The sequence below is a fragment of the Hyphomicrobium sp. genome, from assembly GCF_035548195.1.
GTDB lineage: Bacteria > Pseudomonadota > Alphaproteobacteria > Rhizobiales > Hyphomicrobiaceae > Hyphomicrobium_B.
The window spans coordinates 49,814-68,276 of the sequence record NZ_DASZTY010000033.1; the positions used below are offsets into that span (position 1 = coordinate 49,814).

An 18,463-nucleotide genomic window follows, 5' to 3' on the forward strand; every position below is an offset into this window, starting at 1 on the left:
CGAATAACGAAAATCTTATCCCCGGCACCTGCGGCGGCCGTAAAATCCCGGATTGTTTGTCTGGGATTTTGCCATGCGGTTCGCCGCCTATGTACAACGTCTTTCCGCTCTCGCTGAGACGATCCAGCGCTGGCTGACGCTCGCCGCCCGGCTGGACAGCCTCAGGCGCGAGAAGGTCGCTCTTTATGCCGAGGAAATCGCCGCCACGCTCTCAAGAGCGGCCATCGCGCTCGGTACGCTGGAGGCTGCTCCTGGCGACCGCACCGCCCTCCTGACGGCCACCCGCGAGCTCGGACGTATCTCAGGCTATCTCGAAACGATCATGGCTGCGCTCGATGTTCATCTTGACGGACGCAAGCGGGCTGGCGTTAAACGGCGGCTAGAGTATCTAAAGCCCTTCGATCTCGAAGCCGCCATCCGGGAATTCGGCGCCTTCCGCCACGCGCGGCGTCTGACCTCGGCGGAGGGCTATTTCCGGGCGCTGGCCGATACGCTGCGCGCCTGACCGATTGGAGACGAAAGCATGGATAAGTTCACGGTTTTGACCGGTGTTGCGGCACCTCTGCCGATCCGCAACGTCGATACCGATATGATCATTCCGAAGCAGTTTCTGAAAACGATCAAGCGGACCGGGCTTGGAAAGTCGCTGTTCTACGAGATGCGTTATGATCCGGCGACCGGCAAAGAAATTTCCGATTTTGTGCTGAATAAGCCGCAGTATCGCAACGCAACGATCCTCGTCGCGGGTGAAAATTTCGGCTGCGGCTCCTCGCGCGAGCACGCACCATGGGCATTGCTCGACTTCGGCATACGCTGCGTGATCGCGCCGGACTTCGCCGACATTTTCTACAACAACTGCTTTCAGAACGGCATTCTGCCAATCAAGCTTCCGCAGAGCGATGTCGACAAGCTGATGGATGATGCAAGCCGCGGCGCCAATGCGACGATCACGGTCGATCTCGAAAAGCAGGAAATTCGCGGTCCCGACGGTGGTGTCATCACATTCGACATCGATCCGTTCCGCAAGCACTGCCTGCTAAACGGTCTCGACAACATCGGCCTGACGCTTGAGAAGGCGAACGCGATCTCGTCGTTCGAAACCTCGACCGCCTCATCGCGCCCTTGGCTTTAAGATCTACGTGACGTCATCGCCGCCCTCCGATCCGGCCATCCAGGGCCACAAGCAATGCCCTCGGTCGTGCGGCTCTGGATGGCCGGGTCAGGCCCGGCCATGGCGTTGAGGGTAGAAGAATAGAAACGGGAAGGAGTAACGATGGCCAAGGCAATTCACATGATGGTGCGCGTGCAGGACGAAGCGCGCTCGGTGAAGTTCTATGAAGACTGCTTCGGCCTCAAAGTTTCCGATCGCCGCGATTGGCCGGACTTCACGCTCATTTACATGAAGAATCCGGAGAACGATTTCGAGATTGAGCTGACCGTCAATAAGGGACGCGCCGAACCCTACGATCTCGGCAACGGCTACGGCCATATTGCGTTCGTCGTCGATGATCTCGAAGCAATGCGCACCAAGATTGCGGCCGCCGGTTATCAGCCGAAAGACATCAAGACTATGAGCCACGACGGCAAACCGTTCGGCAAATTCTTCTTCATCGATGATCCAGACGGCTACAAGATCGAGGTCCTGCAGCGCGGCGGCCGGTTCCAATAGCGACGGAGTGCAGCGCAGGTGGCCGACGACGATTTCAAGTTCGATGCGGCCATGATGGGTCGCTTGGCCGGCGCCCTAGCATTTATTGTCGGTGCCGACCATCCGGCGACGAAGGCTTTGAAGGCCGCGTCGGAAACGGGCTTGGAAAAAGACATCAAAGCCGCGCGCACGCATTTTTTGCGCTTGAAACCCGGCGACCGCCGCGCTGCGCTGACGATGCTGAACGATTAAAATCGCGACCCGCGCGTTGTGACGAGCGCGCCGGTCAAGGCATCGGCGAAATCGCGCCGCTCGTCATCCGTCAAGAACTGCCCGAACAAAACTTCCTTGCCCCTTGCAGCAAGCCGCATGGACGTCCGCCCATCTGGGTGGTCTACAGAAACACGAACCCTTGCCCAATAGGGATTGAACTCGAATTCCTCGCGCTCGCCCGAGGGGTGCACGCGCGTCAGCTTCAAAAGCTCCGGTGAGAGCTCGATCGTTTCATAGAGCCTGCCCGACCGATAATTGCTCTTGAATGCATAATAGATCAGCGCCACGTCGAGGCCGAAGAACCCGAACACCGGCCAGGCCCCCATCAGCATGAAGACGATGCCGACGATAAAGCTGATCAGACTGATGGCAACCATCAAAATGAGAAAGCCGCGCGGCTGCAAGGAGCGATAAGGGTGCAACACGAACCGCGTTTCTTTTGCCGATTGCTTTTCTGTCAGAGTGTCGCTCATCTGTTGGCTTCTTGATCCCGCCTTTACTCACACTTCCTGATTCTGCAGATACGGACTTCCGATGGTCAAAGCTTCCCACGATATAAGCCCGTCAAGCATCCGCAGTTCCAGGTTGAATCGCAAGCCCAGAAAAAAGGCAGAAAGTGTCGCAAAGCCCCGGCCAAAAACCGTCGGTCTTTCAAGACTGTCTGACTCTCAAATCCGCGAGATCTTCCGCCGCTTTCATGCCGAAAGCCCGGAGCCCAAAGGCGAACTGGAGTACGTTAATCCTTATACCCTTTTGATTGCGGTTGTGCTTTCGGCCCAGGCAACGGACGCGGGCGTCAATAAAGCGACCCGCGCACTTTTCAAAGTCGTGCATACGCCCGCGAAAATGGTGGCGCTCGGCGAGGACAAGTTGCGCGATTATATAAGGACGATCGGGCTTTATCGTACGAAGGCGAAGAACGTTATCGCGTTGTCGAAACGTCTTGTCGAAGAATTCGGCGGCAAGGTTCCCGATGATCGCGACGTGCTGGAAACGCTTCCGGGCGTCGGCCGCAAGACGGCGAACGTCGTGATGAACATCGCCTTCGGGCAGCCGACGATGGCCGTCGATACCCACGTTCTTCGCGTTGCGAACCGAACCGGATTATCACAAGGAACGACACCGCTGGCGGTCGAGGCTGATCTCTTGCGCGTCATTCCGCCGGAATATGCCCTGCACGCGCATCATTGGCTGATCCTGCACGGGCGCTATGTCTGCAAGGCGCGAAAGCCCGAGTGCTGGCGCTGCCTCATCAACGACATTTGCCTCTATCCCGATAAAACGCCGGCGCCGACCACCTAGGATCGGTTCAGGCCGCGCCGCGGCGAGCCTTCGACCGGGACCGCTACTTGATCGTTGGGTCTTCGTAGCATTTGCGCATGTAGGCACAGCGATACGAACCCGAGAAGTGCATCGCATCGCCTTTGGCAGGCGAGATGAATGAACAAACCTCGTCGAGGCCTTCATGCGTCAGCCAGCCCTGGCGACGGCCGCGCTGCACGGCGAAGCAGTCGGCGGTTTCTTCATCCGGCCCGCGGAACTGATGACCGCATTCGTGGGCATAAATCCACTGCTTCACCGGCGTCGAAACTTTGGACAGATAACGCGGATTCATGATGATGAACCCGGGATATGCTGCGCCGTAATCGTCGAGCTTGTTGTCGATGACGGTCGGGCGCTGACCGCAGAGCTGGCGGCGCCCATCGAGCTTGAACTGGCCAGGCGGAAGCACGCGGCTGTCACCCCCGGCCGACTGGACATATTGCTCGGGCGTCGGGATACCGTCGCCGAGGTTTTTGGCATCCTGTGCATCAGCGCCGGGAGCAACGATCAGCGCCGTGCCCAGTCCGAAGCTCAGGACGAATCGATGAAACAATCGTCGCGCTGCCATCCCCCGCATCCGTTTTCCAGAACTGCCCCAACTGGTTCGCACCTGTCACTACAACATGGCGCGAAACGCCTTATGTCTCAACCATAGCTAACTTGTGGCACCAAGGAGGTTAATCTGGCGTGTCGCTGACATATGGATCAACCCATAGCCTCGGCCTCGACAGCGTGCATATCCTCGTCCGAAAAGCCGAAATGATGGCCGATTTCATGGATGAGCACATGCGCGACCAGATGGCCCAATTCTTCCTCGCTCTCAGCCCATTCATCCAGGATGGCGCGCCGGTATAGGAAAACCATGTCCGGTTCCCGCACCGTATCTGTCACGCTTTGCCGATCGAGGCTGATGCCCTGATAGAGGCCGGTCAGTTCGAACGGATCGTCAATATCCAGGCTATCAAGGACCTCATCGGTTGCGAAATCCTCGACGCGGATCAGGAGATCGCCGGCCAGCGAGCGAAATTCGGCGGGCAGCTTCTCCCAGGCCTCCATCGCCAACGCTTCGAAATCGGCGAGCGTCGGCGCGGTTGCGTTTTTCCAATTCTTTGACATGTGCCGGCGCTCCTCAGGTTCCGCAAAGGACTGAGATAGTGTCCGGACCTGTCGAAAACAAAAGGCCTAGGCCGTTTTGGCGGCAACGAGCAGCAGTTCCTGCAGCGTGAAGTGCAAGGCGCCTGTGCCGTCGCGCCGCGGCTGAAGGAATGTCCTCAGATGCGACGGTCCAGCGGTCAGGATGCGGTCGAGTTCCGCAACCGTATCGGGTGTGCAACGCATGCGCGTGACCCACGATTCGAAATCAAGCTCCTTGCCGAACTGCTCGCGAGCGACGATCGTAAAGCCCGTCTTTTGCAGCAAATCGGCCCAGGCCTTCGGCGGCGGTGCAAAGCCGTGGCTTGGATCGCGCAGCTTTTCGAATGCGTTGTATGCAGCCGTTGCCTCTTCGCGTTCGGCTGCCGTTGCATCGCGGAGTTGTTGGGCATCCGGTGCTACGTTGTCGACGAGTGCGAAGCGTCCGCCGGATTTCAAAACACGACGGACCTCTGAAACGAAGGCGTTCAGGTCCGGAAAATGGTGGGCTGCCAAGCGGCAGCAGACGAGATCGAATGTTTGATCGGGAAAGGGAAGCGCGCCTGCTTCGGCCCTCGCAGTGGTCATGTTGGTAAGGTTGCGGGAAGCTGCGAGCTTTGCGGCTTCCGCGAGCATCGGATCGGTGATGTCGCTGGCGATGACGCTTTCTACAAACGGTGCGAAGGCCGCCGCCATGTGGCCTGCGCCGGTCGCTACATCGAGCGCACGCCAGCCTTTTTGCGGCGCAGCAAGCTCCACGATCCGGCCCAAGCTTTCGCCCTTCGCATGGACGTCGGAGGTCGCATAGTCGGCAGCTGCAACACCAAACTGTGATTGCACGAGTCGGGTCTGATCTTTCGTCACTCTAACCTCGTTTTTCTGCTTAACGGTTTCCTAAAATTCCGTTTGTACTCAGCGGCTCGCTGGGCGATCTTAAGGTCCGGCAAGAGCATTTGCCGCATCGTTCTCGGGCGGTGCATTCCTTATGTGTCACCGACGTTTTACGGGCACTTCCCACAATTCAGTCGAGCAGTTGATAGATGTCGCAGACATTGGCGTTTCGTCCTCGGCAAGACTCATTGCCGACGGAAGAGGGTTCTTGGTACGGCAACACCAAGTCGTTCGAACTCCGCATTCTTGATGGCGAAAACGAGGTGCGCGAGGCGCTTCGTCTGCGCGGGCGAGCTTACAAGGCCATCGGATACGATATCGATCCCGTCGACGGAGAATATACCGACCGCTTCGACAGCCTGCCGACGACGGTCCTCTTGGGTGCCTACGATCAGGACCGGCTCGTCGGTTGCGTTCGTCTCTGCTTCGCCCAGCCGCATCAACCGCTTTCTACGCTCCCATGTGCGCCCTACTATCCGGCGTTGAAGGAGATCCATCGCCAGCAGAGTCACGGTCTGGTCGAAATTTCGCGGCTCTCGATCGAGCCGAGTCTCAGCAATATATCTTATCGGACGACGCTTTACGCATTTCTGGTGCGCGCCTCGCTAACCGCTGCGCTCGCTGCTGGGGTTTCAATGCTCCTCGTTGCGACGCGCCCCGACTGGGTCCGGTTCTATCACTATATGCTAGGCTTCCGGCAGATCGGCGAACCTGCGCTCTACCCGCCGGGCGATTTCAAGATCACGCTGCTCGGTGGAAGCCTCGAACAGGCACGGATGCGTCAGCGGTTGCAAAACCGCTTTTTCAAGATCACACCGGAAGAGATCGCCAGCATGAAGGGCGCGATTATGTCGGCGCTCCATCGCACCCACCCCCACACACCGAGCAAGGTCGCGGTTTAGCAGATCGCAATTGTCATCCCGGCCTCGCAGGGGCTCGCCCGAGATCATAAGCAGGACAGCGCTCTCAATCCTGCCAATTCCGAACGTCGACGAAGTGGCCTTCGAGCGCGGCGGCGGCGGCCATGATCGGCGAGACGAGGTGCGTGCGGCCCTTGTAACCCTGGCGGCCTTCAAAGTTGCGGTTTGACGTCGAGGCGCAGCGCTGTCCCGGCTTCAATTGATCCGGGTTCATGCCGAGGCACATCGAGCAGCCCGGCTCGCGCCATTCGAAGCCCGCGTCCTTGAAGATCTTGTCGAGGCCTTCGGCTTCTGCCTGCTCTTTGACGAGGCCCGAACCCGGAACGATCATCGCGTATGCAAGGCGCGACGAAATCTTCTTGCCGTCGACGATTTTCGCAACGGCGCGAAGGTCCTCGATGCGGCCGTTGGTGCAGCTGCCGATCCAGACGACATCAAGGGGAATATCCGTGATCTTTGTCCCCGGCGTCAGACCCATGTATTCGAGCGCGCGCTGCATCGAAGCGCGCTTGTTCTCGTCGTGAACGTCGGCCGGGTTTGGCACGACGCTGGTGATGGCTGTTACGTCTTCCGGGCTCGTGCCCCAGGACACGATAGGCGGCAGCTTCGCGGCATCGAGGCGGACCTCGCGGTCGAAATGCGCTCCGTCCTCGGAGTGCAGGGTTTCCCAGTATTTCATCGCCATGTCCCAGGCCATGCCCTTCGGCGCCTTGGGACGGTCCTTGATAAAGGCGAACGTCTTTTCATCGGGTGCGATCATGCCGGCGCGAGCGCCGCCTTCGATCGACATATTGCAGACCGTCATGCGGCCTTCCATCGACAGCGCGCGGATGGCATCACCGGCGTACTCGATGACCGAGCCAGTGCCGCCCGCCGTGCCGATCTCGCCGATGATCGCGAGGACGATGTCCTTGGCGCCAACGCCATGCGGGGCGATGCCATCGACCGTCACGCGCATGTTTTTGGCTTTCTTCTGGATCAGCGTCTGCGTGGCGAGTACGTGCTCGACTTCCGACGTGCCGATGCCGTGCGCGAGCGCACCGAAGGCGCCATGCGTCGAGGTGTGGCTGTCGCCGCAGACGATCGTCGTGCCGGGCAGCGTAAAGCCTTGCTCGGGGCCGACGACGTGGACGATGCCCTGACGTTTGTCGAGCTCGTTGTAATATTCGATGCCGAAGTCACGGGCATTCGTCGCCAGCGTCTCGACTTGGACGCGGCTCTGCTCGTCGGCGATGCCCTTGGTTCGGTCGGTCGTCGGGACGTTATGGTCGACGACGGCGAGCGTCTTTTCCGGTGCGCGGACCTTGCGGCCGGCCATCCGGAGGCCTTCGAAGGCCTGTGGGCTCGTCACTTCGTGGACGAGATGGCGATCGATATAAAGGAGGCATGTCCCGTCCGGCGATTGCTCAACCACGTGGTCGTCAAAAATTTTGTCGTACAGCGTTTTTGCCATGGATTTCAGAGGCCTTACCGGACGGCGGACAGAATGAGCACGTTAGATAGCGTCAGAGCCGGGTTTTCGCAAATCAGCCGTGGTCGCAGTCACGATAAATTACGGTGTGGCGTGCTGGTCGGAAAACCGGAGGTTCCTGGCGGTCCTGTGCCCAGGCTATTTCGCTCGCGAAATCTTTGAGACGAGAAAGTCCCGCAGGAGCTGGACCTTCTTGGACGACTTCAGCTCTTCCGGGTAGGCAAAGATCAGGCTGAGCGACGGCTGCTCGGTTTCGACCAGCACGGGGACAAGCTCAGACTGCTCGTCGCTCATGTAATCGGGGATCATGCCGATCCCGAGGCCGGCCTGGATAGCGGCCTTTATCGCTACGACGCTGTTGACACGGAAGGCGGCCGGACGTGGTCCAGCGCCGTCGCGCCCTGCGGTCTCGATCCAGGACATGGCGTCGAGATGCTGGGCCGGGGGGCCTGAATAGGCGATGATCCGGTGCTGATCGAGTTCGGCGAGCGATTTCGGTGCGCCATGCTTGCGGATGTAGTGCGCCGACGCGAACGCGCGCACCCGGCTTTCGAAGAGCGAGCGGCGAATGAGATCGGCCTGCTCGGGTTCGCGGGTCCAAATGGCGGCGTCGGCGACGCGCATGCCGATGTCGACCTGATCGTCGTTGAGGATCAGCTCGACCCGGATGTCAGGGTAAAGGTCGCCGAACTCCTGAAGGCGCGGCGTCAGCCAAATGGTGCCGAAGCCGATGGGCGCGGTGACGCGCAGGTCGCCCGAGGGTTTCGTTGTCGAATCCGAAAGCAGCGTTTCCGCCGTTTGCAGCTTGGTGAAGACTTCCGACACGGTGCGGTTCAGAAGCTCGCCCTGTTCCGTCAGCACCAGTCCGCGTGCGTGGCGGTGAAAAAGCGTGACCTTGAGATTTGCTTCCAGAGCCGAGATTTGCCGGCTGACGGCCGATTGACTCATGTGCAGCTGTTCGCCGGCATGGGTGAAGCTACCGGCCTCGGCGGCCGCGTGGAAAATGCGTAGTTTATCCCAATCCATCATTCACGGCTTTCAGTGATTGGTTCGTGCTGCGCGATCGGCGGCCTTAAGTGGCGCCGAAGTCTAACGAAACCCGGACACGTTGCAATCTGGCGCGAGCGGTGAACGGATTATTCGGCAGCGTCGGCTTGGTTTTCGAGCTTTGCCAGGTAGCGTTCAGCTTCGAGAGCGGCCATGCAGCCCATTCCGGCCGCGGTCACTGCCTGTCTGAACACCTCATCCTTGACATCGCCCGCGGCGAAGACGCCGGGAATCGCTGTGGCTGTCGAGTCCGGCGCGGTAATCAGATAGCCGGACGGCGTCATGTCGAGCTGTCCCTTGAAAAGTTCGGTCGCGGGCGCGTGGCCGATGGCGACGAAAAAGCCATCCGTCGTTATCTCGGAGACCATGCCGGTCTTGAGATTTTTCAGGACGACGCCCGTCACCGACTTTGGGGCGTGCGTGCCGACGATCTCTTCGACGACGCTGTCCCAGATGACGTCGATCTTCGGGTTCTTGAACAGGCGCTCCTGCAGGATTTTTTCCGCACGCAGGAAATCGCGGCGATGAATCAGCGTCACCTTGCTGGCGAAGTTCGTAAGAAACAGCGCTTCCTCGACGGCTGTGTTGCCGCCGCCGACGACCACGACCTCCTTGCCCTTATAGAAGAAGCCGTCGCAGGTGGCGCAGGCGGAAACGCCGTGGCCCTTGAAGTGTGTCTCGGACGGAAGATCGAGCCAGCGCGCCTGGGCGCCGGTGCAGATGATCAGTGAATCGCAGGTATAAGTGTCGCCGCTGTCGCCTTCGAGACGGATCGGGCGGCTGCGCAGTTCCACCTTGTTGATCTGATCCATCACAATGTGCGTGCCGACGTGCTCGGCCTGTGCCTGCATCTGCTCCATGAGCCAAGGCCCCTGGATAGGCTCGGCGAAGCCCGGATAGTTTTCGACATCGGTTGTGATCGTCAACTGGCCGCCTGGCTGCGAACCCTGGATCAGGGTCGGGGCAAGCATGGCGCGTGCAGCGTAAATGGCGGCCGTGTAGCCGGCCGGGCCGGAGCCGAGGACGATCACCTTGGAATGGTGGGGTTTCTTGGTCATGATTCGAGCTCCGGGAAGGGCTGATAATTAGGGGAGCCGGGACGGGAACGTCAATGTCGGGGCTGCTTGTTGCGGCAATACGGGCATTTTCGGCCGAATATTACCGGTGGCGTGTTAGTCTGCGGAGAAATCGAGGGAAAATTAGCGTGCAGGACCCGAATTCTGTGTCGACGCTCGGCATGTCTGAGCGAATTAAGGCTATTCTCGTCGGGTCATCGGGCAATCTGGTCGAGTGGTACGATTTCTACGTCTACTCAGCCTTCTCGCTTTATTTCGCCAAAGCTTTTTTTCCCGAGGGCGATCAGACGGCACAACTTCTGAACACGGCGGCAATTTTCGCCGTCGGATTTCTGATGCGCCCGATCGGCGCGTGGTTTTTCGGGCGTACGGCTGACCGGCACGGGCGGCGGGTGGCTTTGACGGCGTCGGTGCTTTTGATGTGCTTTGGATCGGCGATGGTGGCGCTGATGCCTGTTTACCAGAGCATAGGGATTGCGGCTCCGATCCTTCTCCTTCTGGCGCGCCTCATTCAAGGTCTCAGTCTTGGAGGCGAATACGGGACGAGCGCGACGTACCTCTCGGAGATGGCGACCGCCGATCATCGCGGTTTCTATTCGAGCTTTCAGTATGTGACGCTGATCGGGGGGCAGCTGACCGCGATTCTGGTGCTTGTTGTGCTGCAGACGTTCGTGCTGACATCAGCGGAGCTTGAGGCCTGGGGTTGGCGCATTCCGTTTGCTATCGGCGCGCTGCTGTCGGTCATCGCTTACGCGATGCGGCGCGATCTCTACGAGACGGAAGCCTTTCGCCATGCCAAGCGGCGCGACGGCTCATTGCGATCGCTTCTCATGCATCCGAAGGAGGTCGGTATTGTCGTCGGCCTGACGCTCGGCGGCACGCTCGCATTCTATACGTACACGACGTACATGCAGAAGTTTCTGGTCAATACCTCCGGATTCTCGAAAGACACGGCGACTTTGATTTCGGCGTCGGCGCTGTTTGTCTACATGCTCATGCAGCCGGTGGTCGGTGCGATATCGGACCGGGTTGGGCGGCGGCCAGTGCTCATTGCGTTCGGCGTTCTCGGCGTCCTTTGCACGGTTCCGTTGTTGTCCGCACTACAGACGGTGCGGGATCCATGGGCTGCATTCGCGCTGATCGTGGCCGGGTTGGCGATCGTGTCGTGTTACACGGCAATCAACGCTGTCGTGAAAGCGGAGCTGTTTCCGACATCGGTCCGCGCGCTGGGCGTCGGGTTGCCCTATGCTTTGACGGTTGCGATCTTCGGTGGCACCGCGGAATACGTCGCGCTCTGGCTCAAGCAGGCGGGCCGCGAGACGGATTTCTATTGGTATGTGACGGGCTGCATTGCCGTATCGCTCATCGTCTACGCATTGATGCGCGATACACGCGGGGCGATTGGCACGGAAGGAGACTAAATCAGCCTGAGCGATCTTAGGCTTGCGTGGCCGTTGCGGCCGACGACGATGTGGTCGTGCACGGTGACGCCCAACGGCTTCGCGGCATCAATGATCTGCTTCGTCACTTCGATGTCGGCGCGCGACGGCGTCGGGTCGCCCGATGGATGGTTGTGCACGAGGATAATTGCCGTTGCCGCCAATTCCAGCGCGCGCTTCACGACCTCGCGCACATAGACAGGCGTATGGTCGACGGTTCCCCGCCCTTGCACCTCATCGGCAATGAGGTGATTCTTTTTATCCAAAAACAGGATGCGGAAGTGCTCGCGGTCTTCGAAGCCTTGGGCAAGCCGCAAGTAATCGAGCACGCTGTTCCATGATGACAGCGCGGGCCGCGATTGGATTTGACCCTTAGTCAAACGTTCGGCGGCGGTTTTTATCAGTTTCAGTTCTTGAACCGCACGGGTGCCGACGCCCTCGACTTCTTTCAGCCGGTCGGGTGGCGCTGCGATGACCTCGGCGAATGAACCGAAACGCGCGAGCAGACGCTTTGCGACCGGCTTGGTGTCTATGCGCGGAAAGGCGCGGTAAAGGATCATTTCGAGAAGTTCGTAGTCCGGCACGGCATCGGCGCCGCCGTTCGAGAAACGGTCGCGCAGACGCTGGCGATGTCCGGCTTTATCGTCCGGCTTGTCAGGCCCCAGCTTCGCTTTGACCGGGTTTACGAATAGCCCGCCCTGCTCTTCGGCACTCAACCGATCGTCGCCAGATCCTTTGGAGCGCGACATCGGTTGGCTCCGGCTCAGGCCGCTTCAGAGAGGCGATAGGGCGGAAAGTCCAAACCCAGGGGCGAGGATGTAAAGATTTCGCAGCCCGTCTCCGTCACGCCGACCGTGTGCTCGAACTGGGCAGAAAGCTCGCGGTCGCGGGTGACCGCGGTCCAGCCGTCGGCAAGAATTTTGACGTGCGGCTTGCCGAGGTTGATCATCGGCTCGATGGTGAACAGCATCCCCGGTTCAAGGATGACGCCCTCTCCGGGTTCGCCGTAGTGCAGAACATTTGGCCGGTCGTGGAAGACGCGTCCAAGGCCGTGGCCGCAGAAGTCGCGCACGACGCTGCAGCGTTCGGACTCGGCGAACCTTTGTATTGCGGCGCCAATGTCGCCCGTGGTGTTGCCTGGCTTTACCACTGCAATGCCGCGCATCAGCGCTTGGTAGGTGACGTCCATCAAACGCTCAGCGCGACGCGACACTTCCCCCACCGGGTACATGCGGCTCGTGTCGCCGTGCCAGCCATCGACGATCAGCGTCACATCAATGTTGACGATGTCGCCGGTCCGCAACGGTTTGTTGTTGGGCATACCGTGACAGACGACATGGTTGATCGAGGTGCATGTCGAATACCGGTAACCACGATAGTTCAGCGTCGCGGGCAATGCGCCGTGATCGAGCGCAAAGGCTAAAATGCGATCGTCGATCTCACTGGTCGTTACTCCCGGCTTCACGATCGGCACGAGCATATCAAGCGCTTCGGCGGCGAGGCGTCCCGCTTTGCGCATTGCAGCAAACGCTTCGTCATTGTGCAGCGGGATTTTGCCGTCGCGGCTCGCGCCCTTGTTTACTTCAACGTTCGACATGTTGCTCCGAGTGCGGAACCTATATGGCTCAAACTACGATTTAATGCCAAAATATCCTGCGTTTATGCGAAAACATCCCGTTGCAAAAAGAGCGCTTCTGGTAAGGGCGCCGGGTGACCATAGGAGGAAATCGATGATCCACTGCCGCGCCCCACTTCTTGGAGGGCTCTTTAGCGTCGGTTTGATATTTCAGCTTTCCAGTATCGATATAGTGCATGCAGGGCCAATGGTCGAGGTGCCGGGTCTCCATGACGCTGGATCCATTCTCATCGCCGATAACGAGACGCCGGCATGGGCTGCTCCAGCGAAGATGAATCCGGATTACAAGCCGGACGAACCCTCTGGGGTGCAAGCTCAAGGCAATGCCGCCGCAGCCGACTCCGCGACGTCGTCGGATTCGACTCCGGCGTGGGCCGCTCCGGCCAAGATGAATCCTGATTATACAACGGATGAGTCGAGCGAACCGGCAGCGACCGGCGGCAACGAGCAAGCGGCACCTTCGGGAGACAACGCCGAAACTCCGGCTACGCCAGAGCAGACGGCCGATGACTCCACTCCGCCTCCGACGGGTGGGAAGGCTACAACGGAATATTATGGAACCGGCGAGAGTTCGAGCCCGCCTGCGTGGGACGCACCGGCAAAGATGAATCCGGATTATACCAAGGATGAGTCTTCGGCGCCTGCTTCCGAGCCCAGCAACGCTTCGACTGAAGCTCCTTCCGCACCTGCAGCTGAAGAGGCGCCGCCGCCTCCAACGGGCGGCAAGGCGACAACCGAGTACTATGGAGGCAGCGAAGCACCGAGCAATCCAGCTTGGGCCGAACCTGCGAAGATGAATCCCGATTACAACGCAGCGGAGGCGCCGGCCGCGGGCTCGTCCTCCAATGCGGCTGCCTGTGTCGCTGCTCTGTCGAACGCGGCTAAAGCCGTTAAGGTGCATTTCGCCGAAGACAGCGCCGCTCTTTCGCGGGCTGATCGCGCAGCTCTATCGACGTTTGCCAAAAGTCTAAAGGATTGCAGCGGTGCGTCGGTCAAAGTCCAAGGCTACACCGACAACGTTGGCAGCGACGAAAGCAACAAGGTGCTGTCGGAGCTTCGTGCGAAGAAAGTTGCCGACTTCCTGATGTCGGAGGGCGTTGAATCTTCCAAGGTGAGGTCGGCGGGTTACGGGCCAGATAAGCCCATCGGAGACAACAACACAGCGGATGGGCGGCGGGAAAACCGGCGCATTGAGCTTGTTGTATCGGGACAATAAATAAGAGGCTCGTGTGAGCGCTCAAAGCGGCGGCCGGAAGGTCGCCGCTTTTTGTTTGGAACGTACTGCTCTTTCCCATCGGGGCGGCGATGCAAAGAAAAACGCCGGACTTGCGGTCCGGCGTTTTGCGCTGATAGCAAACTGTGCGGCACCTTATTCCTTGGCTTCCTCGGCACCTTCAGCCGGGACTTCCGCAGCGGCAAGCTCTGCGACGAGGCGCTGGGCCTGTCCGATCCAGTCCTGCTTTTCGATTGCACCCTTGAGGTTCAAGGTTTCGTCGATGTTGGCGATGTCCTCGTCCGACAAGTTGGCGATCTGCTCGATCTTGTAGCAGTTGAGCTGCTTCAGACGGTTCTGCAGATCGACGTCGATGCCCTTGATCTGCGTCAGGTCATCGGGTTCGCCCTTCGGCTTCTTAAAGCCCTTCCACGCTGCGTTGAGACGGCGTGCGCGCGCATCGGTGCGCTCGAAGATGCGTGCGGCCTTACCGCGACGTCCGCGGAGATAATAAAGCTTCGCGCGGCGGACCTTGCCCCGGCGCAACACTTCGATCTCGGCGATATAAGGGGAATAGACCGGGAAGACGCGCTCGACACCTTCGCCGTAAGAAATCTTGCGGACGGTGAAGTTTTCGTTGAGGCCAGCGCCCGAGCGGGCAATCACGACGCCTTCGTAATTCTGGAAGCGAACGGTCGGCTCTTTCTCGACCTTCTTCTTTTTGTCCTTGGGGTCGGCTTCGGCGGCCTCGATGACCTTGACCTTGACCTTAACGGTGTCGCCGGGGCCGAATTCGGGAACGCCGCGCTTCGAAAGGATGGCGTCCATCTGCTCACGTTCGAGCTGTTGGATAATGTTCATCTTATTGATTCCGTTTCGTTTTTTGATGACGCAGAGGATCAGCTGGCGGCAGAGCGGCCGAGCCGGTCATGCAAGCCCTTGGATAGGGCCACCCGTTTGAGGGGAGTTATCGTTGCGCGGCGTGATACGCGAAGACGGGCCGGTTGTCGAGGGAGAACCGCAGCAATGGGCGCCGGGCGCCGGTCTTTGTTGTCGCTGCCGCGATCGGTGCGAATGCAACAGGCTGGTCCTGACTCGCGGCGGGGTGCGACTTAAGGCGGTTGAGTCTGCTATGATTCTACACGAATCGCTTCGGAGGCTGCGGAATGGCTCATTGCCCGCTTGTCATCGTTCGCTGGCTGGATAGCCGGCAGCCGTGCGGCCAGTGGCGATATCTTTCATCCTTGCCCGACGCTCGTCCGGTCGAAGTCGCGACGGTCGGTTGGCTGGTGAAGGACACTGTGGACGTCATGGTCGTTTGCCAGAACGTCGGCGATCTCGAAAATCCCGAGAGAGCGCAGGCGAGCGGTATCATGGCGATCCCGACACGCTGCGTCCTCTCGGTTGAGAAGCTGACGGAAGAGGAAGCGGTTACCGTTTCTGTTGATTCTGTTGGCCAGCCTGATTTTGCTGACTCTGGAAATTCTGCGACTTATTCTGGTGGTCGCCCGATTGCGTCAGTACGGACGCAGCGAGTTCTTTAATCTCATCGGCATTTACGGATTGAGGGTTCTGCAGGGCCCGCGAAGCGATGGCGCTAACGCGTGCAGATGTTTTCTCATTCTGTGCCATAGCAATTACTCACTTTCTCAAAATCAAAAAGCAACATTCATGCACAAGCAACTGAGCATTCTTGGCGCATGCCTGTCCCCAGCAAAAATCGAGTTATCCACGGTTCAATTATAAGCTGCTGAAATTTTGATCGCGGCGTCGGGGCGAGCGGATTCAGAGCCCGAAAGCGCTGCCGATGATGTCGCTGAGCGTCGCGCTTTTCTGCGCGGAGGGCGCAACCTCTTCATTCCGGCTTTGCACACGCGCGGCCATCGCTGCCGGATTGAAGTCGGGCTTAACCGGCGCCAGATGGTCGTGGCCCTTCTTGATCTTCGACCACTTGCCGTCAAGGGCGAGCGTGATGCGCTTCTCGTGGCCGTAGACGTCACGGAAGGTTTTGAGCTTGCCGTTATCCCCCACCCAGGCTGTGAAGTAGACGAGATGGATGGGGATCTCCTTCGTGATCGGAATCTCGTTGTTGAGCGGGCCGTGACGATCAAGGTCGAGGACCTTGGCCGTGTCCCAGCCTTTGTCTTCTTTCAGAATCATTTCCGCGAGCTGCATTGGATTTTGCACGCGCAAGCAGCCATGGCTGAGGGTGCGTTGCGCGGGGCGGAACATCCATTTGTCCGGCGTGTCATGCATGAAGATCGTATGCTGGCTTGGGAATGAGAATTTCACACGGCCGAGCACACTTTTGGGACCGGGCGGCTGGATCACGATGAAGTTGCGGATGTCCGTCGTCGCCCAATTGTAGTTGCGCCAGTTGACGCGTTTGCCGCTCTTGGTTTCGAGTTGAAGTCCATACTGGCGCATCAACGCTCCGCCGCGGATCAGGCTCGGCCATAGTTCGTTGACCATGATGCTTTCGGGGACTCGCCACATCGGGCGGAGCACTACGTATTTCAACGGCCGGGAGAAGATCGTCGATTGCTTATCGAGCTGGCCCGCGACGATCTTTGCCGAGCGAACGATCTTTCCGTCCTTATAGACGTACTGCATGAACTCGGGGATGTTGTTGAGGACGTAGAAATCGCCCATATCCAGCCACATCCAACGCCACATCTCCATATTGGCGCGCAAGCGCTTCGCGGCGGGGCTGAGCTTTGCGAGATTGCCGTCTTTCGGCAGCATCTTGATATAGAATTGGCGCAGCTTTTCGAATTGGGCGTGTTGCGGCTCAATGCTGCGAAGATAGGCGTCGGGCTCGTGCGTGTCGGCGAGTGCTTTGATGGCGACGGCCGGTTCGATCCATTGCGGGCGGCGATCGAACTCGGTGGTCAATTGGTCCGACGGATCGGGAATGCGGCCGCCGCGCGCGTAGCGGACGTAAAGAAGCGCAGCGGTCGAATATTGGATTTCGGCGTCGGCGAGCGAATCGGTGTCCGTCGCGGCGAGGGCGCCGTTTTCGAGCTTCGGCAATTTGAAGTCGCGAGCGTCGAGACCGTAAGCGTTAGCGTTCTCGATTTCCGATGCGAGCGTCTTTGCTTCGGGTTTGACACCGGTTGCAGTTACCCAGAGGGCTTCGCCGTGGCGCTCGTCGTAGAAGTTCTTGAGTGTGGTTTGGTCTTTGCGGTCGTACTCGTCGTCGGCCGGCTGCTCTGCTTCAAGTTTGGTTCGGACAGCGGCGAGCACCGGATCGTCGGATGATGTCGACGGTACGGCGGCCGTGCTGGAGGCTTTCGGTGTTTCCGGGGCGGCGGCCCGCGAATCAGTGACCGTCGGCGACGCTGTAGCGGAGTCGGCAGGCGGCGCTGGCGACACGGGCGCATCCGGAGCGGTTGGGATTGGCGGGTTTGCCAGGACTGGCTGCGTGATTGCCAACGTCGCTGCCACGCCGAACAGAATGCCTTTGAAGTTCCCCATCGCCCTGTTCCGATCGGTCACGCGCACGTTCACGCTGCTTCATCGCGTTCGTGGCGTCCACCGCTGACGACGCGAATCTTTCCCTCTGGCCTATTTGCCCAGGAAATCCTGACCATGCAAAGGCGAAGCGCCGGATCGCTTGGCCCTACGTGGGCTTTTGGCCACGCGAGCGTAGCAGATCGGGCCTTCGGTCGGCGGTCAGGCGTTCCGACTGCTCGCGCCGCCAAGTCTCGATTTTCTTATGATCGCCGGAGAGCAGAACGTCGGGGATCGAGCGGCCGTCCCAATCGCGAGGTTTCGTGAATTGAGGGTATTCAAGGAGCCCCATCTCGAAGCTTTCGGTGGTGAGGCTTTCGGACGTGCCGACGACACCGGGCAGAAGCCGGACGCACGCTTCGATCAGCACCATTGCCGCGACCTCGCCCCCCGCGAGGACATAATCTCCGATCGAGATTTCCTTCAGCCCTTTGGCGGCGATGACGCGCTCGTCGATGCCTTCGAAGCGGCCCGCCAGGAGTGTGACGCCGGGACCCTGTGCAAGATCGCGGGCAAGACCCTGCGTCAGGGGCGTTCCTCGCGGGGATAGGTAGATCAACGGCGCTTCGGGATTGAGATTTTGTGCGTGGTCGAGGGCGGGACCGAGCACATCGGCACGAAGCACCATACCTGCGCCACCGCCTGCGGGCGTATCGTCGACCTGGCGATGTTTGCCGAGCCCGAAATCGCGAAGCTGGGTCGTATCGAGCGACCAAATTCGGGCGTTACGCGCCTGTGCCGCCAGTGAGACACCGAGCGGTCCGGGAAATGCTTCCGGAAACAGTGTCAGCACATGTGCGCGCCACGGCTGTCGTCCGTCGCTCGTCGGGAGGTGGGGCATCGGGTTGGCGTTTCGCTTTAAACTTCGGCGTTGTCATCCTT

At 59.6% G+C, this 18,463-nt stretch carries 21 protein-coding genes; 9 read left to right on the top strand and 12 right to left on the bottom strand.

Annotated elements, in window-relative coordinates:
* The first annotated feature begins 73 nt into the window (after nucleotides 1–73).
* The 4 genes from VHB22_RS12635 (at nucleotide 74) to VHB22_RS12650 (ending at nucleotide 1,900) form a co-directional block, all read left to right on the top strand.
* Nucleotides 74–505 (top strand): hypothetical protein, encoded by a 432-nt coding sequence (locus tag VHB22_RS12635; protein WP_325457334.1) that lies wholly within the window; start codon nucleotides 74–76, stop codon nucleotides 503–505.
* An 18-nt stretch (nucleotides 506–523) separates the two neighbouring features.
* Complete coding sequence (leuD, locus tag VHB22_RS12640) at nucleotides 524–1,132, top strand: 3-isopropylmalate dehydratase small subunit (RefSeq protein WP_325457335.1); 609 nt, start codon at nucleotides 524–526, stop codon at nucleotides 1,130–1,132.
* A gap of 141 nt (nucleotides 1,133–1,273) precedes the next feature.
* A complete protein-coding gene (locus VHB22_RS12645) occupies nucleotides 1,274–1,669 on the top strand; it encodes a VOC family protein (protein WP_325457336.1) in 396 nt (131 codons plus the stop codon).
* A gap of 18 nt (nucleotides 1,670–1,687) precedes the next feature.
* Complete coding sequence (locus VHB22_RS12650; RefSeq protein WP_325457337.1) at nucleotides 1,688–1,900, top strand: hypothetical protein; 213 nt, start codon at nucleotides 1,688–1,690, stop codon at nucleotides 1,898–1,900.
* Here VHB22_RS12650 and VHB22_RS12655 read toward each other — a convergent pair.
* Nucleotides 1,897–2,394 (bottom strand): DUF2244 domain-containing protein, encoded by a 498-nt coding sequence (locus VHB22_RS12655; RefSeq protein WP_325457338.1) that lies wholly within the window; start codon nucleotides 2,392–2,394, stop codon nucleotides 1,897–1,899. The two genes, VHB22_RS12650 and VHB22_RS12655, sit on opposite strands and share 4 nt — an antisense overlap.
* A gap of 61 nt (nucleotides 2,395–2,455) precedes the next feature.
* Between VHB22_RS12655 and nth the strand changes: the two genes are divergently transcribed.
* Nucleotides 2,456–3,223, top strand: coding sequence for an endonuclease III (nth, locus tag VHB22_RS12660; protein ID WP_325457339.1), 768 nt, complete (start codon nucleotides 2,456–2,458; stop codon nucleotides 3,221–3,223).
* Between the two features lie 43 nt (nucleotides 3,224–3,266).
* Here nth and VHB22_RS12665 read toward each other — a convergent pair whose 3' ends face one another.
* The 3 genes from VHB22_RS12665 to VHB22_RS12675 form a co-directional block, all read right to left on the bottom strand.
* Entirely contained in the window at nucleotides 3,267–3,812 is a 546-nt protein-coding gene (locus VHB22_RS12665) for a hypothetical protein (RefSeq protein ID WP_325457340.1), read from the bottom strand.
* Nucleotides 3,813–3,949: 137 nt separating this feature from the next.
* Entirely contained in the window at nucleotides 3,950–4,360 is a 411-nt protein-coding gene (locus VHB22_RS12670) for a metallopeptidase family protein (RefSeq protein WP_325457341.1), read from the bottom strand.
* Nucleotides 4,361–4,426: 66 nt separating this feature from the next.
* Nucleotides 4,427–5,239 carry a class I SAM-dependent methyltransferase gene (locus VHB22_RS12675; RefSeq protein WP_325457342.1) on the bottom strand — a complete coding sequence of 271 codons (813 nt, stop codon included), beginning with the start codon at nucleotides 5,237–5,239 and terminating at the stop codon, nucleotides 4,427–4,429.
* Nucleotides 5,240–5,415: 176 nt separating this feature from the next.
* On the opposite strand from VHB22_RS12675, the gene VHB22_RS12680 reads away from it, so the two are divergent.
* The gene (locus tag VHB22_RS12680) at nucleotides 5,416–6,168 is read left to right on the top strand and encodes an N-acyl amino acid synthase FeeM domain-containing protein (RefSeq protein WP_325457343.1); all 753 of its coding nucleotides are present in this window, start codon (nucleotides 5,416–5,418) and stop codon (nucleotides 6,166–6,168) included.
* A 64-nt stretch (nucleotides 6,169–6,232) separates the two neighbouring features.
* Here the strand turns inward: VHB22_RS12680 and leuC are convergent, their stop codons facing one another.
* The 3 genes from leuC to trxB all read right to left on the bottom strand — a co-directional run bounded on the left by leuC (nucleotide 6,233) and on the right by trxB (nucleotide 9,762).
* On the bottom strand, nucleotides 6,233–7,639 hold the full coding sequence (gene leuC, locus VHB22_RS12685) for a 3-isopropylmalate dehydratase large subunit (protein WP_325457344.1): 1,407 nt from the start codon (nucleotides 7,637–7,639) through the stop codon (nucleotides 6,233–6,235).
* A 156-nt stretch (nucleotides 7,640–7,795) separates the two neighbouring features.
* Entirely contained in the window at nucleotides 7,796–8,683 is an 888-nt protein-coding gene (locus VHB22_RS12690; RefSeq protein WP_325457406.1) for a LysR family transcriptional regulator, read from the bottom strand.
* A 110-nt stretch (nucleotides 8,684–8,793) separates the two neighbouring features.
* Entirely contained in the window at nucleotides 8,794–9,762 is a 969-nt protein-coding gene (gene trxB, locus VHB22_RS12695) for a thioredoxin-disulfide reductase (RefSeq protein WP_325457345.1), read from the bottom strand.
* Between the two features lie 53 nt (nucleotides 9,763–9,815).
* On the opposite strand from trxB, the gene VHB22_RS12700 reads away from it, so the two are divergent.
* Complete coding sequence (locus tag VHB22_RS12700) at nucleotides 9,816–11,201, top strand: MFS transporter (protein ID WP_414652742.1); 1,386 nt, start codon at nucleotides 9,816–9,818, stop codon at nucleotides 11,199–11,201.
* Here VHB22_RS12700 and radC read toward each other — a convergent pair.
* Together radC and map are read right to left on the bottom strand one after the other, a co-directional pair.
* The gene (gene radC, locus VHB22_RS12705; RefSeq protein WP_325457346.1) at nucleotides 11,198–11,968 is read right to left on the bottom strand and encodes a RadC family protein; all 771 of its coding nucleotides are present in this window, start codon (nucleotides 11,966–11,968) and stop codon (nucleotides 11,198–11,200) included. The two genes, VHB22_RS12700 and radC, sit on opposite strands and share 4 nt — an antisense overlap.
* 14 nt (nucleotides 11,969–11,982) lie before the next feature.
* Nucleotides 11,983–12,816: a type I methionyl aminopeptidase gene (gene map, locus VHB22_RS12710; protein ID WP_325457347.1), complete on the bottom strand. Its 834-nt coding sequence runs from the start codon at nucleotides 12,814–12,816 to the stop codon at nucleotides 11,983–11,985.
* Nucleotides 12,817–12,949: 133 nt separating this feature from the next.
* Here map and VHB22_RS12715 point away from each other — a divergent pair, with 133 nt between their 5' ends.
* A complete protein-coding gene (locus tag VHB22_RS12715; protein ID WP_325457348.1) occupies nucleotides 12,950–14,071 on the top strand; it encodes an OmpA family protein in 1,122 nt (373 codons plus the stop codon).
* Between the two features lie 153 nt (nucleotides 14,072–14,224).
* On the opposite strand, the gene rplS is transcribed toward VHB22_RS12715, so the two are convergent.
* Nucleotides 14,225–14,929 (bottom strand): 50S ribosomal protein L19, encoded by a 705-nt coding sequence (gene rplS / locus VHB22_RS12720; protein WP_325457349.1) that lies wholly within the window; start codon nucleotides 14,927–14,929, stop codon nucleotides 14,225–14,227.
* A gap of 305 nt (nucleotides 14,930–15,234) precedes the next feature.
* Between rplS and VHB22_RS12725 the strand changes: the two genes are divergently transcribed.
* Complete coding sequence (locus VHB22_RS12725) at nucleotides 15,235–15,612, top strand: hypothetical protein (RefSeq protein ID WP_325457350.1); 378 nt, start codon at nucleotides 15,235–15,237, stop codon at nucleotides 15,610–15,612.
* A 241-nt stretch (nucleotides 15,613–15,853) separates the two neighbouring features.
* On the opposite strand, the gene VHB22_RS12730 is transcribed toward VHB22_RS12725, so the two are convergent.
* Nucleotides 15,854–17,545 (bottom strand): L,D-transpeptidase family protein, encoded by a 1,692-nt coding sequence (locus VHB22_RS12730; RefSeq protein ID WP_325457351.1) that lies wholly within the window; start codon nucleotides 17,543–17,545, stop codon nucleotides 15,854–15,856.
* A gap of 145 nt (nucleotides 17,546–17,690) precedes the next feature.
* A complete protein-coding gene (trmD, locus tag VHB22_RS12735; protein WP_325457352.1) occupies nucleotides 17,691–18,422 on the bottom strand; it encodes a tRNA (guanosine(37)-N1)-methyltransferase TrmD in 732 nt (243 codons plus the stop codon).
* Between the last annotated feature and the right edge of the window lie 41 nt (nucleotides 18,423–18,463).

What these genes read in the sequence shown, in the direction of transcription:
- VHB22_RS12635 (WP_325457334.1), top strand. Translation starts at nt 74, where the DNA reads ATGCGGTTCGCCGCCTATGTACAACGTCTTTCCGCTCTCGCTGAGACG.
- leuD (WP_325457335.1), top strand. Translation starts at nt 524, where the DNA reads ATGGATAAGTTCACGGTTTTGACCGGTGTTGCGGCACCTCTGCCGATC.
- VHB22_RS12645 (WP_325457336.1), top strand. Translation starts at nt 1,274, where the DNA reads ATGGCCAAGGCAATTCACATGATGGTGCGCGTGCAGGACGAAGCGCGC.
- VHB22_RS12655 (WP_325457338.1), bottom strand. Translation starts at nt 2,394, where the DNA reads ATGAGCGACACTCTGACAGAAAAGCAATCGGCAAAAGAAACGCGGTTC.
- nth (WP_325457339.1), top strand. Translation starts at nt 2,456, where the DNA reads ATGGTCAAAGCTTCCCACGATATAAGCCCGTCAAGCATCCGCAGTTCC.
- VHB22_RS12665 (WP_325457340.1), bottom strand. Translation starts at nt 3,812, where the DNA reads ATGGCAGCGCGACGATTGTTTCATCGATTCGTCCTGAGCTTCGGACTG.
- VHB22_RS12670 (WP_325457341.1), bottom strand. Translation starts at nt 4,360, where the DNA reads ATGTCAAAGAATTGGAAAAACGCAACCGCGCCGACGCTCGCCGATTTC.
- VHB22_RS12680 (WP_325457343.1), top strand. Translation starts at nt 5,416, where the DNA reads ATGTCGCAGACATTGGCGTTTCGTCCTCGGCAAGACTCATTGCCGACG.
- leuC (WP_325457344.1), bottom strand. Translation starts at nt 7,639, where the DNA reads ATGGCAAAAACGCTGTACGACAAAATTTTTGACGACCACGTGGTTGAG.
- VHB22_RS12690 (WP_325457406.1), bottom strand. Translation starts at nt 8,683, where the DNA reads ATGGATTGGGATAAACTACGCATTTTCCACGCGGCCGCCGAGGCCGGT.
- trxB (WP_325457345.1), bottom strand. Translation starts at nt 9,762, where the DNA reads ATGACCAAGAAACCCCACCATTCCAAGGTGATCGTCCTCGGCTCCGGC.
- VHB22_RS12700 (WP_414652742.1), top strand. Translation starts at nt 9,816, where the DNA reads ATGTCGGGGCTGCTTGTTGCGGCAATACGGGCATTTTCGGCCGAATAT.
- radC (WP_325457346.1), bottom strand. Translation starts at nt 11,968, where the DNA reads ATGTCGCGCTCCAAAGGATCTGGCGACGATCGGTTGAGTGCCGAAGAG.
- map (WP_325457347.1), bottom strand. Translation starts at nt 12,816, where the DNA reads ATGTCGAACGTTGAAGTAAACAAGGGCGCGAGCCGCGACGGCAAAATC.
- VHB22_RS12715 (WP_325457348.1), top strand. Translation starts at nt 12,950, where the DNA reads ATGATCCACTGCCGCGCCCCACTTCTTGGAGGGCTCTTTAGCGTCGGT.
- rplS (WP_325457349.1), bottom strand. Translation starts at nt 14,929, where the DNA reads ATGAACATTATCCAACAGCTCGAACGTGAGCAGATGGACGCCATCCTT.
- VHB22_RS12725 (WP_325457350.1), top strand. Translation starts at nt 15,235, where the DNA reads ATGGCTCATTGCCCGCTTGTCATCGTTCGCTGGCTGGATAGCCGGCAG.
- VHB22_RS12730 (WP_325457351.1), bottom strand. Translation starts at nt 17,545, where the DNA reads ATGGGGAACTTCAAAGGCATTCTGTTCGGCGTGGCAGCGACGTTGGCA.
- trmD (WP_325457352.1), bottom strand. Translation starts at nt 18,422, where the DNA reads ATGCCCCACCTCCCGACGAGCGACGGACGACAGCCGTGGCGCGCACAT.